Here is a 15,104-nt window from a genome sequence, read left to right as displayed (position 1 = left end):
TTCGAGCCCGGTGTCGGAGGGGGCTCGTAGGCTGGACGGATGCAACCCACGCGCAGCGTTCGCCCTTTCGAGGTCGTCAGCGAGTACATGCCGGCCGGCGATCAGCCGCAGGCCATCGCCGAACTCGCGGCGAGGATCAACGCCGGCGAGACGGATGTCGTGCTGCTCGGCGCCACGGGAACCGGCAAGTCGGCGACCACCGCGTGGCTCATCGAGCAGGTGCAGCGGCCGACCCTTGTGATGGCGCACAACAAGACGCTGGCAGCGCAGCTCGCGAACGAGTTCCGCGAGCTCATGCCCAACAACGCGATCGAGTACTTCGTCTCGTACTACGACTACTACCAGCCCGAGGCGTACGTGCCCCAGACGGACACCTTCATCGAGAAGGACTCGTCCGTCAACGCCGAGGTCGAGCGGCTGCGTCACTCGACGACCAACTCCCTGCTCAGCAGGCGTGACGTGGTCGTGGTCTCGACGGTGTCGTGCATCTACGGTCTGGGGGCTCCCGAGGAGTACCTGCGCGCCATGGTCGCCCTGCAGGTGGGGGAGCGCTACGATCGCGACGCGCTGATCCGTCAGTTCATCGCGATGCAGTACAACCGCAACGACGTCGACTTCTCGCGCGGCAACTTCCGTGTGCGCGGTGACACGATCGAGATCATCCCGGTATACGAAGAGCACGCGATCCGCATCGAGCTGTTCGGTGATGAGATCGAGGCGCTGTACTCGCTGCATCCGCTCACAGGCGAGGTCATCGCCAGACTCGACTCCGTGCCGATCTTCCCCGCGTCGCACTATGTCGCGGGCACGGATGTCGTGCAGCGCGCGATCGGCACGATCGAGCACGAACTCGAGGAGCGGCTGGCGGAGCTCGAGCGTCAGGGCAAGCTGCTCGAGGCGCAGCGGCTGCGCATGCGCACGACCTTCGACATCGAGATGCTGCAGCAGCTCGGCTTCTGCTCGGGCATCGAGAACTACTCGCGGCACATGGACGGCCGCATGCCGGGCGAACCGCCGCACACCCTGCTCGACTTCTTCCCCGACGACTTCCTGCTCGTCATCGACGAGTCGCACGTGACCGTGCCGCAGATCGGCGCGATGTACGAGGGTGACGCATCGCGCAAGCGCACGCTCGTCGAGCACGGCTTCCGCCTGCCCAGCGCGATGGACAACCGTCCGCTGCGCTGGGACGAGTTCAAGAACCGGATCGGTCAGACGGTGTATCTCTCGGCGACGCCAGGCAAATACGAGATGGGCATCGCCGACGGCGTGGTCGAGCAGATCATCCGTCCGACCGGCCTCGTCGATCCCGAGATCATCGTGAAGCCGTCGAAGGGTCAGATCGACGATCTCCTCGAGGAGATCCGTCTGCGAGTCGAGCGCGACGAGCGCGTGCTGGTCACGACGCTGACGAAGAAGATGGCGGAAGAGCTCACGGACTTCCTCGGCGAGCACGGCGTGCGCGTGCGATACCTGCACTCCGACGTCGACACGCTGCGACGCGTCGAGCTGCTCAGCGAGCTGCGCGCCGGAGTCTACGACGTGCTCGTCGGCATCAACCTGCTGCGAGAGGGGCTCGATCTGCCCGAGGTGTCTCTGGTCGCCATCCTCGACGCCGACAAGGAGGGCTTCCTGCGCTCGGGGACATCGCTCATCCAGACGATCGGCCGCGCCGCGCGCAACGTCTCGGGCGAGGTGCACATGTACGCCGACAACATGACCGACTCGATGGCCAAGGCCATCGAGGAGACCGAGCGCCGCCGTGAGAAGCAGATCGCGTACAACAAGGAGCACGGCATCGACCCGCAGCCGCTGCGCAAGCGGATCGCCGACATCACCGAGGTGCTCGCTCGCGAGGCGGCCGACACGGCCGACATGCGCTCGGCGCGCAACAAGAGCGGCAAGGGCAAATCGCCGACCCCGAACCTGCGCCGAACGGGCATCGCCGCCGAGGGCGCCGCGCAGCTCGAGGCGACGATCGCCGATCTGTCGGATCAGATGCTCGCCGCCGCCAGCGAGCTCAAGTTCGAGCTGGCCGCGCGCCTTCGCGACGAGGTGCAGGACCTCAAGAAGGAACTGCGCGCGATGGAGCGGGCCGGGCACGCCTGAACCCGGGGCAGCGGCGGACGAGCGGCGTCAGGGGCAGTGCATCAGCGGCTTCGGTCCGCTGCGATCGATGCTGTGCTGATTCATCGGCGCTCCGCACAGCGGGCATGCGCGCTCGGCGCGCTCTGCGGCGCTCGGGGGAAGAGTCGGCTCGTACGGTCCCACCGAAGCCGGTCCGGCGATGCGGATCAGGTTCGTGTTGAACCAGGCGTACAGGCCGCCCGCCTCCCGGATCCGGGTGCGCAGCGGAACGTGGGCGGGGTTGTCGGCCATATCTTTAGTGTACTCAACATCTGTGCACATAGAATCGGGGCATGACGACCGACGATGAGCTGCTGCGGCTCGAGAATCAACTCTGCTTCGCCATGGTCACCGCCGCGCGCAACGTCGTGGCCGTCTATCGGCCGATCCTCGAGCCGCTGGGCCTGACGCACCCGCAGTACCTCGTGATGCTCGCGCTGTGGGAGCGCTCGCCGCGTTCGCTGACCGATCTCTCGGCCGAGCTCGCGCTGGAGCCGGCCAGCGCCTCGCCCCTGGTCAGACGGCTGGAGAAGGACGGCCTGGTCGAGCGGGCCCGCAGCGCCGCAGACGAGCGTCGTCTCGACATCACCCTCACCGAGGCCGGTCGCGCTCTCCGAGAGCGGGCCGTCGACGTGCCGCGGGCCGTCATGGCAGCCGTGGGCACCGGCATCGACGAGGTCGCGTCGCTGCGCGATGCGCTGAAGCCGTTCGCGGGCCGGGCCGCCCCGGATCGGTGAGCGTTACCCGCTCGCGCCCGCACCCGCAGACGATGACCACCGCTCCGTCACCGCCACCGACCGAGCATGTGGAGCCGAACCCGGTCATCATCATCCTGGGCATCGCGCTGCTCGTCTTCATGGTGGGCATGCTCGTCCTCATCCTCGTGCGCGTGGCCCGAGCGGTCTACGCTGCGCTGCGCGATCGATCGCGTGCGCTTCCCGAACCGGCGGGCGCGGCAGTGGAGGCGGCCGTCGAACCAGCCCGGGACGATGGGGTGCACGCGCCGACCAGCCGCCTCATCGCGTTCTCCGCGGCGGCCGGCCGTTCGCCCTCGGCTGATGCGGAGCCCGGTGTCGGTGGCCGCTTCTACACTTGAACGGTGCCCATCGTTCCTGTCGCCTCCCCCGCAAAACTCAGTGTCCGCGGTGCCCGCGTCCACAATCTGAAGAACGTCGACATCGACATCCCGCGCGACTCGCTGGTCGTCTTCACCGGGCTCTCCGGCTCGGGCAAGTCCAGCCTCGCGTTCGACACGATCTTCGCCGAGGGGCAGCGACGCTACGTCGAATCGCTCAGCGCGTACGCGCGCCAGTTCCTCGGTCAAGTCGATCGTCCCGACGTCGACTTCATCGAGGGACTCAGCCCCGCCGTCTCCATCGACCAGAAGTCGACCAACCGCAACCCGCGGTCGACGGTGGGCACCATCACCGAGATCCACGACTACATGCGCCTCCTGTGGGCGCGAATCGGCGTCCCGCACTGTCCGGAGTGCGGCGAGCGGATCCAGCGTCAGACGGTGCAGCAGATCGCCGATCAGCTCGTCGAGCTGCCCGAGCGCACCCGCTACCAGATCGTGGCGCCGGTCGTGACGCAGAAGAAGGGCGAGTTCGTCGACCTCTTCAAGGAGCTCGGTGCGAAGGGCTACTCGCGCGCGATCGTCGACGGAGAGCTGGTGCAGCTCGCCGAGCCGCCGACGCTGAAGAAGAGCTACAAGCACGACATCGCCGTCGTGGTCGACCGGCTCGTGGCATCCGACGACATCCTCAGCCGCGTCACCGACTCGGTCGAGACCGCGCTGGGCCTGGCCGGCGGCATCATGCAGGTGAACTTCGTCGACGAGGAGGGCGACGCCGCCTGGCAGTCGTTCTCCGAGAAGCTCGCCTGCCCGAACGGCCACCCGATCGCGCTGACCGAGATCGAGCCGCGCACGTTCTCGTTCAACGCGCCGTTCGGCGCGTGCCCCGCGTGCGCCGGCCTCGGCACGCGGATGTCGGTCGACGTCGACCTCATGCTGGGCGACGAGGACCTCTCGATCCGCGAGGGCGTCATCCTGCCGTGGACCACTCAGGGCAAGGGCCTGTTCCAGTACTACGAGCGCCTGCTCGAGGGTCTGGCGCGCGACCTCGACTTCTCGCTCGACACGCCCTGGAACCAGCTGCACTCCGACGTGCGCGAAGCGGTGCTGCGCGGTGACAACTACAAGGTCAGCGTCAAGTGGAAGAACCGCTACGGGCGCGAGATGCGCTACACCTCGGGTTTCGAGGGAGTGGTGCCGTACATCGAACGGCAGTACCTGCAGGCCGAGTCCGACACGCAGCGCAGCCGCTGGGGGGAGTACCTGCGCGAAGTGCCGTGCCCGGTGTGCGACGGCGCCCGTCTCAAGCCCGAGGTGCTCGCCGTCAAGGTGCACGGTCACTCGATCGCGGAGGTCTCTAACCTCAGTCTCGCCGACGCGAGCACCTTCATGCACGACCTCGAGCTCACCGAGCGTGAGGCGAAGATCGCCGCGCAGGTGCTGCGTGAGATCCGACTGCGCCTCGAGTTCCTGCTGCAAGTGGGCCTGTCGTACCTGAACCTCGGTCGCTCGGCCGGCTCGCTCTCCGGAGGGGAAGCGCAGCGCATCCGGCTCGCGACCCAGATCGGCTCCGGTCTGACGGGCGTTCTCTACGTGCTGGACGAGCCATCGATCGGGCTGCACCAGCGCGACAACCGCCGCCTCATCGAGACTCTGGTGCGTCTGCGCGATCTCGGCAACACCCTGATCGTGGTCGAGCACGACGAGGAGACCATCGAGGCCGCCGACTGGGTGGTCGACATCGGGCCCGGCGCCGGCGTCGGCGGCGGCGAGGTCGTGCACTCCGGGCCCTACTCGGCGCTGCTGGCCGAGACCGGATCGATGACCGGCGACTATCTCGCCGGCCGCCGCGAGATCGCCGTGCCAGACGAGCGCCGCAAGATCGACCGGAAGCGGATGCTGAGCGTCGTGGGCGCCAAGGCGAACAACCTCAAGAACGTCACCGCCGACTTCCCGCTGGGTGTGCTCACCGCCGTCACCGGCGTGAGCGGATCGGGCAAGTCGTCGCTGGTCAACGACATCCTCTACCAGGTGCTCGCGGGCCGCCTCAACGGCGCCCGCACGGTGCCTGGCAAGCACACGAGGGTGACGGGCCTCGACAACCTCGACAAGGTCGTGCACGTGGATCAGGCGCCGATCGGGCGCACGCCCCGGTCGAATCCCGCAACCTACACGGGTGTGTTCGACCGCATCCGCACCCTGTTCAGCGAGACGCCCGAGGCGAAGGTGCGCGGGTATCAGCCCGGCCGCTTCAGCTTCAACGTCAAGGGCGGCCGGTGCGACGCGTGCTCGGGCGACGGCACGATCAAGATCGAGATGAACTTCCTGCCCGACGTGTACGTCGACTGCGAGGTCTGCCACGGCAAGCGGTACAACCGCGACACGCTCGCCGTGCACTACAAGGGCAAGAACATCGCCGAGGTGCTCGAGATGCCCATCGCCGAGGCGGCGGAGTTCTTCGAACCGATCCAGGCGATCCACCGCTACATGAAGACGCTCGTCGACGTCGGGCTGGGCTACGTGCGACTGGGCCAGGCCGCGACGACGCTCTCGGGCGGTGAGGCACAGCGCGTCAAGCTCGCCACCGAGCTCCAGCGCCGCAGCAACGGACGCAGCATCTACGTGCTCGACGAGCCGACCACCGGTCTGCACTTCGAGGATGTGCGAAAGCTGCTCGAGGTGCTCAACGGACTCGTCGACAAGGGCAACACCGTCATCGTCATCGAGCACAACCTCGACGTCATCAAGTCGGCCGACTGGGTGATCGATCTCGGTCCCGAAGGCGGATCGGGCGGCGGGCAGATCCTCGCGACGGGCACTCCGGAGCGGATCGCCGAGGTGGCGGAGAGCCACACGGGCGCGTTCCTCGCCGAGGTCCTCGGGCAGGAGCGCGACTCACGCAAGGCCGGCTGATGGCGGACGTCCTCCCGTACAAGCCGCGCGCGGGGGAGATCCCCACCGATCCCGGTGTCTATCGCTTCCGCGACGCCGACGGCCGGGTGCTGTACGTGGGCAAGGCGAAGAATCTCCGCCAGCGCCTGTCGAACTACTTCGCTCCGCTGCGCACCCTGCACGAGCGCACGCGACGGATGGTCACGACCGCGTCCTCGGTGGAATGGACCGTCGTCGCGACCGACGTGGACTCGCTGCAGCTCGAGTACATGTGGATCAAGGAGTTCGATCCGCCGTTCAACGTGCGCTATCGCGACGACAAGTCCTATCCGTTCATGGCGATCACCCTCGCGGACGAGGCGCCGCGGGTCATGGTGACACGCAACCGGCGCATCCCCGGTGCCCGGTACTTCGGCCCCTACCCGAAGGTCTGGGCGGTGCACGAGACGATCGACCTGATGGTCAGGGCGTTCCCCATCCGCACGTGCAGCGACTCCAGCTACCGACGTGCCATGCAGACGGGAAGACCGTGCTTCCCCGGGCAGATCGGCAAGTGCGGCGGCCCGTGCTCGATGAAGGTCACGATCGAAGAGCACCGCGCGATGGTCGATGACTTCGTCGCCTTCATGGCCGGCGGTGATGAGCGCTTCACCCGCGACCTCACCAAGCGCATGCAGGCGGCATCGGCCGCGATGGACTACGAGGCCGCTGCGCGGTTCCGTGACAAGCTCACGGCGATCGACGCCGTGCTCGGCAAGAGCGCGCTCGTGCTGCCGTCTGACGAGGACGCCGACCTGTTCGGCGTCGCCGAGGACGAGCTGTCGGCGGCGGTGCATCACTTCGTGATCCGCGGCGGCCGCGTGCGCGGCGTGCGATCGCTCACCGTCGACAAAGAGCTCGACATCAGCCGCGGAGAGCTCGTCGACCAGATCCTGCAGCGCGTCTACGGCGACTCGTCCGACATCCCGCGTCGCGTGCTCGTGCCCACGCTGCCCGACGACGCGGCAGAGCTCGAGGAGTGGCTGCGCGACCGCCGCGGGCGCCGGGTCGAGATCTCCGTCGCCCAGCGCGGGCAGCGCGCCGACCTCATGCGCACCGCCACGCTCAACGCCCAGCAGACGCTGCTGCGGCACAAGACGCGCCGAACCAGCGACTACGTCGCGCGCACGCAGGCTCTGACCGACCTGCAGGAGGCTCTGGGCATGGACGAGGCGCCGTTGCGCATCGAGTGCTTCGACATCTCCCACCTCGGCGGCACGAACGTCGTGGCATCCATGGTCGTCTTCGAAGACGGTCTGCCGCGCAAAGACCAGTACCGCTCGTTCAACATCGCCGAGACCACCGACGACACCGACTCGATGTATCAGGTTCTGATGCGTCGTCTCGCCCGGGTGGATGCGAGTCCTGAGCAGGTCGAGGAGGACGAGGGGGAGGGCAGACGGCGTCCGCGCTTCGCCTACCGGCCGCAGCTGCTGGTCGTCGACGGCGGACAGCCCCAGGTGCAGGCGGCCGCGAGAGCGCTGCGCGACAGCGGGCACACCGAGATCGCGCTGTGCGGCATTGCCAAGCGACTCGAGGAGATCTGGGTGCCGGACGACGACTTCCCGGTCATCCTGCCGCGCACCAGCGAGGCGCTGTACCTGGTGCAGCGACTGCGAGACGAGGCGCACCGCTTCGCGATCACTCACCAGCGCAAGCGGCGTCGTCGCGACATCCAGACCGTGCTGCGGGAGATTCCCGGCCTCGGCGACGCCCGCATCAAGGCGCTGCTCACCCACTTCGGCTCGGTCACGGCGCTGCGCGCCTCGAGTCCCGAGCAGATCAGCGAGGTGGCGGGCATCGGACCGGTGCTCGCGTCCACCATCCACGCCCATCTCGCGGGCGGACAGGCGCCCGCGACTCGGTAGGCTTGTCTCAGCGAAGGGAGCAACGGATGGCGGCCGCAGAAGAGGGCGAGTTCCTCATCGTCACCGGGATGTCGGGAGCAGGTCGCACCACGGCGGCGAACGCTCTCGAGGATCTCGGCTGGTACGTCGTCGACAACCTGCCCCCGCAGATCCTCCGGCCGCTTCTCGAGCTCACCGACATGGGCGCCGGCAACCTTCCGAAGATCGCCGCGGTCGTCGATGTCCGCGGGCGCGGTCTGTTCGACGAGCTGCCGGACGTGTACCGGGCGCTGCGCTCCCGCGGCGGGGTGAAGGTGCTCTACCTCGACGCCTCCGACGACGTCCTCGTGCGGCGTTTCGAGTCGGTGCGCCGTCCGCATCCGCTTCAGGGCGACGGCACCCTGCTCGACGGCATCCGCACCGAGCGCTCGCGGCTCGCCACGATCCGCGAATCGGCCGACCTGCTCATCGACACGTCGACGCTGAACATCCACCAGCTCGCCATGCAGGTCTCGGAGATGTTCTCGGAGGAGGGCGCAGCGCGCCATCGCCTGACCATCCTGAGCTTCGGGTTCAAGTACGGACTGCCGACGGACGTCGACCTGGTCGCAGACATGCGGTTCCTCCCGAACCCGTTCTGGAACGAGGAGCTGCGCGACTTCACCGGACGCGATGAGCCGGTGCGCGACTACGTGCTCGGCCTGCCGGGCTCCGAGCAGTTCCTCGACGCCTACGCCGCGGCGCTGCGCCCCGTGCTGGAGGGGTACCAGCGCGAGAACAAGAGCCACTCGACCGTCGCCATCGGCTGCACCGGCGGCAAGCACCGCTCTGTTGCGATGAGCGAGGAGCTGGCTCGGCGCCTGGCGGACGTGCCCGGCGTCGCGATCAACGTGCGTCACCGCGACCTCGGGCGGGAGTGACCGATCGCCCGGCCGGCATCCGACCGCCGGAGACGACCGATCGGGTCGGTGCGCCGGCCCCGGGCCTTGTAGGCTAGTCCCTTGCGTCGCGATCCGACGCCTGGATCGTGAGGAGTCCCGTGGCACTAACCACCGACGTCAAGGCCGAGCTCGTCAGCGTGCGCAACGCACCCCCGACGGTGCGCGTGGCTGAGGTGACGACCATCCTGCGTTTCGCGGGAGGTCTGCACTCCATCGCCGGTCGTGTCGCGGTTGAGGCCGAGGTGGATGCCGAGCTGCTGGCCCGTCGCGTCAGCCGCGATCTCGCCGAGATCTACGGAGTGCGGCCCGAGATCGCTCAGGTCAAGGCCAGCGCGGCGAACTCGAGCGGCACCGCCGGTGGCGCCCGCTGGGCGGTCCGCGTGATCGCGGCGGGGGAGACCCTGGCCCGCCAGACCGGCCTGCTCGACGCGCGGCGACGCCCGGTGCGGGGCCTGCCCAACCGCCTCACCACCGGCTCTCCTGAGGAGCTCGCCGGTATCTGGCGTGGAGCGTTCCTGGCATCCGGCTCCCTCAGCGAGCCCGGTCGATCGGCCATGCTCGAGATCTCCTGCCCGTCCGGCGAGGCCGCCATGGCGCTCGTCGGCGCCGCGCATCGCCTCGGTGTCGCGGCCAAGGCCCGCGAGGTGCGCGGCCTGCCGCGCGTGGTCGTGCGCGAGGGCGAGGCGATCCGCGCCATCCTCACCGCGATGGGCGCCCGCCGCACGGCGGTCGCCTGGGAGGAGATGCGCCAGCGCCGCGAGGTGCGCGCCGGAGTGAACCGACTGGTCAACTTCGACGACGCCAACCTGCGTCGGTCGGCGCAGGCCGCCGTGGCCGCATGCGCCCGCGTCGAGCGCGCGCTCGAGATCCTGGGTGACGATGTGCCCGAGCACCTGCGCACCGCGGGCAGCCTTCGGCTCGCGCACCGCGACGCGAGCCTCGACGAGCTCGGACACCACGCCGACCCGCCGCTCACGAAGGACGCCGTCGCCGGCCGCATCCGACGTCTGCTCGCGATGGCCGACAAGCGCGCTCAGCAGGAGGGCATCCCCGGCACCGAGGCCGCCGTCCCCGCCGGTCTCGACGGCTGAAGTCGCGCAGGCGAGCGGGATTCGAGCCCGCCGCAGCGCGCATTCGGAACATCCGGTCGCGTGGGGCGTTGTCGTCAGTAGGATGAAAAACGTCTGCTCTGCGAGGCACTTCGGCGTCGCAGAGGATCGGCAAGCGCCGTGGCGCGGCGCGGATTGGATGAAATCGACATGGCGACCTACACGCTCCCCGACCTTCCCTACGATTTCGCGGCACTGGAACCGCACATCAGCGGCAAGATCATGGAACTGCACCATGACAAGCACCACGCCGCATACGTTTCCGGCGCCAACGCGGCACTGGACGGCCTGGCCGAGGCCCGCGAGAGCGGCAACCTCGCCAATGTGAACAAGCTCGAGAAGGACCTCGCGTTCAACCTGGGCGGTCACGTCAACCACTCGATCTTCTGGACCAACCTCTCGCCCGAGGGCGGCGGACAGCCGGAAGGCGAGCTCAAGGCCGCGATCGACGAGTTCTTCGGCTCGTTCGAGAAGTTCCAGGCGCACTTCGCCGCAGCCGCCGCCGGCATCCAGGGCTCCGGCTGGGCTGTGCTCAGCTGGGATCCGATCGGCGCCCGACTGATCATCCAGCAGCTGTTCGACCAGCAGGGCAACACCGCCCAGGGCACCATCCCGCTGTTCCAGCTCGACATGTGGGAGCACGCCTTCTACCTCGACTACCTCAACGTGAAGGCCGACTACATCAAGGCCGCGTGGAACATCGCGAACTGGGAGAACGTGGCGTCACGCTTGGAGATCGCGCGTGAGAAGACCTCCGGTCTGCTGGTACTGTCGTAAAAGACCGGCGTCCTGATGGGCGTTCGGTCCATCAGGACGCCGTTGTCCGCGCATTCCGTAAGAATTACGCATTTCCCCGAGTAAGAACCAGGAGACTTTCGTGTCTGTTAAGATCGGTATCAACGGCTTCGGTCGTATCGGACGTAACTTCCTTCGTGCGGCGCTCGCACAGAACGCTGACATCGAGATCGTCGCGGTCAACGACCTCACCGACAACGCCGCGCTGGCTCATCTCCTCAAGTACGACTCGGTGGGCGGCCCGCTCGGCGTCGAGGTCACCCACCAGGGCGACGTCATCACCGTCGGCGGCAAGGACATCAAGGTGTTCGAGGAGCGCGACCCGGCGGCTCTGCCCTGGGGCGAGCTCGGCGTGGACATCGTCATCGAGTCCACCGGCCGCTTCACCAAGGCGGCCGACGCCTCGAAGCACATCGCCGGCGGTGCGAAGAAGGTCATCATCTCGGCGCCCGGCACCGACGTCGACGGCACCTTCGTCATGGGCGTGAACGAGGACACCTACGACTCGGCCACGATGAACGTCATCTCGAACGCCTCGTGCACCACCAACTGCCTGGCGCCGCTCGCCAAGGTCTTCAACGACAAGTTCGGCATCGAGCGCGGCTTCATGATGACCGCGCACGCCTACACCGCAGACCAGAACCTGCAGGACGGCCCGCACAGCGACCTGCGCCGTGCCCGCGCAGCGGCGATCAACATCGTCCCCGCCTCGACCGGTGCCGCCAAGGCCATCGGCCTCGTGCTTCCCGAGCTCAACGGCAAGCTCAGCGGCTCGTCGTACCGCGTGCCCGTCCCCACCGGCTCGATCGTCGACCTCACCATCATCGCCGAGCGCGACGGCCTGACCGTAGACGAGATCAACGCCGCGTACCGTGAGGCGGCAGCCGAGGGTCGTCTGCAGGGCATCCTGGAGTACACCGAGGACCCGATCGTCTCGAGCGACATCCAGCTCAACCCGCACTCGTCGATCTTCGACTCGGAGCTGACCAACGTCAGCGGCAACCTCGTCAAGGTCTCGAGCTGGTACGACAACGAGTGGGGCTACTCCAACCGTCTCGTCGACCTCACCGAGTACGTCGCCGAGCGTCTCTGAGCCATGGCGCTGCGCACTCTCGAGTCACTGGGTTCCCTGTCGGGCAAGCGGGTCATCGTCCGCTGCGATCTGAACGTCCCGCTGAAGGACGGCGTCATCACCGACGACGGTCGCGTCCGGGCGTCGCTGCCCACGCTCAAGGCCCTCACCGATGCCGGCGCACGCGTGATCGTGTGCTCGCATCTGGGGCGCCCTGACGGCGCTCCCGACCCCCGGTACAGTCTCGAGCCGGTCGCGCAGCGACTGTCCGAGCTGCTCGACGCGTCCGTCGCCTTCGCGACGGACACCGTGGGCGATTCGGCGCACCAGGTCGTGGCCGGTCTCGAGGACGGCGGCATCGCCGTCCTCGAGAACCTGCGGTTCAACCCCGGCGAGACCTCGAAGGACGACGCCACCCGCGCGACGTTCGCCGGTCAGCTCGCCGAGCTGGGCGACGCGCTCGTCTCCGACGGGTTCGGCGTCGTGCACCGCAAGCAGGCCAGCGTCTACGACCTGGCCGAGCTGCTGCCCTCCGCCGGGGGACTGCTGATCGCGGCCGAGCTGGACGTGCTCGATCGTCTGACCGAGAATCCCGAGCGTCCGTACACGGTGGTGCTCGGCGGGTCGAAGGTCAGCGACAAGCTCGGCGTGATCTCGCACCTGCTGCCGCGTGTCGATCGGCTGCTCATCGGCGGCGGGATGCTCTTCACCTTCCTCGCGGCCGAAGGCCACGCCGTTGCCTCCAGCCTGCTCGAGAAGGATCAGCTCGAGACCGTCCGCGGCTACATCGCCGAGGCGAAGGAGCGCGGCGTCGAGCTCGTGCTGCCCACCGACGTCGTCGTCGCCTCCGGATTCGCCGCGGACGCGGATCACGAGACCGTCGCGGCGGATGCCATCGAGCAGAGCTCGTTCGGGGCATCCGGAATCGGCCTCGACATCGGTCCTGACACCGCGAAGGCATTCGCCGACGCCGTGCGCTCGTCTTCGACCGTCTTCTGGAACGGGCCAATGGGCGTGTTCGAGTTCCCGGCCTTCGCGGCGGGGACGAAGGCCGTCGCGCAGGCGCTCACCGAGGTCGACGGACTCGGCGTGGTCGGCGGAGGGGACTCGGCTGCGGCGGTGCGTCAGCTCGGATTCTCGGACGACCAGTTCGGACACATCTCGACGGGCGGAGGCGCCAGCCTCGAGTTCCTCGAGGGCAAGAAGCTACCGGGCCTCACGGCCCTCGGATGGGAGTGAACCCTGTGACCAGCGCGCAGAACCGCCGCACACCGCTCATCGCGGGCAACTGGAAGATGAACCTCGATCACCTCCAGGCCGTCGCGACCGTGCAGAAGCTGCACTGGACGCTGAAGGACGCGGGGCACGAAGGAGACTCCGTCGAGGTGGCGGTGTTCCCGCCGTTCACCGACATCCGCAGCGTGCAGACGCTGATCGACGCCGATAAGATCCCGTTCGCCCTGGGCGCCCAGGATCTGTCGGCACACGACTCCGGCGCGTACACCGGCGAGGTGTCGGGCGCGTTCCTGTCGAAGCTGAACGTCGGCTACGTGATCATCGGTCACTCCGAGCGCCGCGAATACCACCGCGAGGACGACTCGCTCGTGAACGCCAAGGTCAAGGCCGCGCTGAGGCACGGCCTCATCCCGGTGATCTGCGTCGGCGAGACCGCCGAGGATCTCGAGAAGTACGGCGCCAGCGCCGTGCCGGCCGGCCAGCTCGAGAAGGCGCTCGAGGGCGTTCCCGCATCGGCGGACATCGTCGTGGCGTACGAGCCGGTCTGGGCGATCGGCTCGGGTCAGGCGGCGACTCCCGCTCAGGCGCAGGACGTCTGCGCCGCGCTGCGCGGCGTGCTCGCTGAGGTGCTCGACGAGGAAGCGGCTGCTCGCACCCGAGTGCTGTACGGGGGATCGGTCAAGTCGGGCAACATCGCCAGCTTCATGCGCGAGCCGGATGTGGACGGCGCGCTGGTGGGCGGCGCGAGCCTCGTCGTCGACGAGTTCGCGGCGATCGTACGGTTCCAGAAGCACGTCGGCGTGTGAGTCGGGACGGGGCGCGAGAGCGCCTCGTCCTATAATTGACCGCTAGACGGGCATTCCGGCCCCGGCGAAAGGCTTTCCTCGTGCAGGTTCTCGAGTTCGTTCTGCAGGTGCTCACTGGCATCACCAGTGTGCTGCTGACGCTCCTCATTCTTCTTCACAAGGGTCGCGGTGGCGGCCTGTCCGACATGTTCGGCGGTGGGATGTCGGCTGCTGTCGGCTCTTCCGGCCTCGCCGAACGCAACCTCAACCGATTCACGATCGTGCTCGCCCTGATCTGGTTCATCTCGATCGTCGCGCTCGGTCTCATCACGAAGTTCCAGGTGATCTGATGGCTACCGGAGGAAACGCGATCCGCGGCACACGTGTCGGCTCGGGTCCCATGGGCGAGCAGGACCACGGCTACCACGCCGACCGCATCCCCGTGTCGTACTGGGACGGCCTCGGCAACGAGACCGTCCGCTACTTCGCGGCAGGGCTGCCCGAGGAGGAGATCCCCGAGACGATCGACCATCCGCAGAGCGGGCTGCCCGCGGGGCGCGACCGGCAGAACCCGCCGACGCTCGCCAAGCCCGAACCGTACAAGACACATCTCGCGTACGTGAAGGAGCGCCGCACCGACGAAGAGGCCAAGCAGCTTCTCGAGGACGCCCTCACGCAGCTGCGCGAGCGTCGCGGCGGCAACTGAGAGACCACGTGCGGAACCCCTGGAGTCATCGGCTTCGGGGGTTCTTCGCATCCCGCGAGCACCTTCGCATCCGGCGGGCAGACCGGCATCCGGCGAGCAGAGTGCCGGATGGATGCGAAGAAGGCCCCCACCTCGCGGTGGGGGCCTTCTTCATCAGAGGGGATGACGGGAATCGAACCCGCGTCATTAGTTTGGAAGACTAAGGCTTTACCATTAAGCTACATCCCCGGAATTCCGGCGGTGTCTCGCCCTCTCAGGCGCCCGCTGAGCGGAGCACCTCGTAAAGCATAGCGGACGGAGCGACGTGTTCCGTCCGTTAGACTCGTCAGGGCCGTTCCCGTGTGCGGGTTCAAGCCGGGGCGTAGCTCAGCTTGGTAGAGCGCCCGCTTTGGGAGCGGGAGGTCGCAGGTTCAAATCCTGTCGCCCCGACCACGGTCGAAGACTTCACGACCGCGTCGTCAACGCGGAAACCACAAGGAG

The 15,104-nt window shown here is 67.9% G+C and carries 14 protein-coding genes and 2 tRNA genes; 14 read left to right on the top strand and 2 right to left on the bottom strand.

Annotated elements, in window-relative coordinates:
* Positions 1-39 precede the first annotated feature (39 nt).
* Positions 40-2,109 (top strand): excinuclease ABC subunit UvrB, encoded by a 2,070-nt coding sequence (uvrB, locus tag V2S05_RS04995; protein ID WP_413634218.1) that lies wholly within the window; start codon positions 40-42, stop codon positions 2,107-2,109.
* Positions 2,110-2,136: 27 nt separating this feature from the next.
* Here the strand turns inward: uvrB and V2S05_RS04990 are convergent, their stop codons facing one another.
* Positions 2,137-2,379: a hypothetical protein gene (locus tag V2S05_RS04990; RefSeq protein WP_413634217.1), complete on the bottom strand. Its 243-nt coding sequence runs from the start codon at positions 2,377-2,379 to the stop codon at positions 2,137-2,139.
* 41 nt (positions 2,380-2,420) lie between these two features.
* Between V2S05_RS04990 and V2S05_RS04985 the strand changes: the two genes are divergently transcribed.
* The 12 genes from V2S05_RS04985 to V2S05_RS04930 all read left to right on the top strand — a co-directional run bounded on the left by V2S05_RS04985 (position 2,421) and on the right by V2S05_RS04930 (position 14,624).
* Positions 2,421-2,864 (top strand): MarR family winged helix-turn-helix transcriptional regulator, encoded by a 444-nt coding sequence (locus tag V2S05_RS04985; protein ID WP_413634215.1) that lies wholly within the window; start codon positions 2,421-2,423, stop codon positions 2,862-2,864.
* A gap of 32 nt (positions 2,865-2,896) precedes the next feature.
* Positions 2,897-3,223 carry a hypothetical protein gene (locus V2S05_RS04980; protein ID WP_413634214.1) on the top strand — a complete coding sequence of 109 codons (327 nt, stop codon included), beginning with the start codon at positions 2,897-2,899 and terminating at the stop codon, positions 3,221-3,223.
* Positions 3,224-3,226: 3 nt separating this feature from the next.
* Positions 3,227-6,115 (top strand): excinuclease ABC subunit UvrA, encoded by a 2,889-nt coding sequence (gene uvrA / locus V2S05_RS04975; RefSeq protein ID WP_413634212.1) that lies wholly within the window; start codon positions 3,227-3,229, stop codon positions 6,113-6,115.
* Positions 6,115-8,001, top strand: a complete 1,887-nt coding sequence (gene uvrC / locus V2S05_RS04970; protein ID WP_413634211.1) for an excinuclease ABC subunit UvrC — start codon at positions 6,115-6,117, stop codon at positions 7,999-8,001. The genes uvrA and uvrC overlap by 1 nt, the downstream gene beginning before the upstream one ends.
* A gap of 26 nt (positions 8,002-8,027) precedes the next feature.
* Complete coding sequence (gene rapZ, locus V2S05_RS04965) at positions 8,028-8,900, top strand: RNase adapter RapZ (RefSeq protein WP_271637374.1); 873 nt, start codon at positions 8,028-8,030, stop codon at positions 8,898-8,900.
* Between the two features lie 119 nt (positions 8,901-9,019).
* Positions 9,020-10,012, top strand: coding sequence for a DNA-binding protein WhiA (whiA, locus tag V2S05_RS04960; RefSeq protein WP_271637375.1), 993 nt, complete (start codon positions 9,020-9,022; stop codon positions 10,010-10,012).
* Positions 10,013-10,180: 168 nt separating this feature from the next.
* The gene (locus tag V2S05_RS04955) at positions 10,181-10,807 is read left to right on the top strand and encodes a superoxide dismutase (protein WP_413634210.1); all 627 of its coding nucleotides are present in this window, start codon (positions 10,181-10,183) and stop codon (positions 10,805-10,807) included.
* Between the two features lie 100 nt (positions 10,808-10,907).
* On the top strand, positions 10,908-11,918 hold the full coding sequence (gene gap / locus V2S05_RS04950) for a type I glyceraldehyde-3-phosphate dehydrogenase (RefSeq protein WP_413634209.1): 1,011 nt from the start codon (positions 10,908-10,910) through the stop codon (positions 11,916-11,918).
* A gap of 3 nt (positions 11,919-11,921) precedes the next feature.
* Positions 11,922-13,136, top strand: coding sequence for a phosphoglycerate kinase (locus V2S05_RS04945; RefSeq protein ID WP_413634208.1), 1,215 nt, complete (start codon positions 11,922-11,924; stop codon positions 13,134-13,136).
* Complete coding sequence (gene tpiA / locus V2S05_RS04940) at positions 13,127-13,939, top strand: triose-phosphate isomerase (RefSeq protein WP_413634207.1); 813 nt, start codon at positions 13,127-13,129, stop codon at positions 13,937-13,939. Before V2S05_RS04945 ends, tpiA begins: the two co-directional genes overlap by 10 nt.
* Positions 13,940-14,019: 80 nt before the next feature.
* A complete protein-coding gene (secG, locus tag V2S05_RS04935; RefSeq protein WP_101186835.1) occupies positions 14,020-14,268 on the top strand; it encodes a preprotein translocase subunit SecG in 249 nt (82 codons plus the stop codon).
* Positions 14,268-14,624 carry an RNA polymerase-binding protein RbpA gene (locus V2S05_RS04930; RefSeq protein WP_413634206.1) on the top strand — a complete coding sequence of 119 codons (357 nt, stop codon included), beginning with the start codon at positions 14,268-14,270 and terminating at the stop codon, positions 14,622-14,624. Before secG ends, V2S05_RS04930 begins: the two co-directional genes overlap by 1 nt.
* 157 nt (positions 14,625-14,781) lie before the next feature.
* On the opposite strand, the gene V2S05_RS04925 is transcribed toward V2S05_RS04930, so the two are convergent.
* A tRNA-Gly gene (locus V2S05_RS04925) sits at positions 14,782-14,852 on the bottom strand.
* 127 nt (positions 14,853-14,979) lie between these two features.
* Between V2S05_RS04925 and V2S05_RS04920 the strand changes: the two genes are divergently transcribed.
* Positions 14,980-15,056 (top strand) — tRNA-Pro (locus V2S05_RS04920).
* Positions 15,057-15,104 lie beyond the last annotated feature (48 nt).

The sequence above is a fragment of the Microbacterium sp. OR16 genome, from assembly GCF_047306725.1.
Taxonomy (GTDB): domain Bacteria; phylum Actinomycetota; class Actinomycetes; order Actinomycetales; family Microbacteriaceae; genus Microbacterium.
Note: the sequence above shows the minus strand (reverse complement) of the source record. Positions and strands in the feature narration are given on the sequence as shown.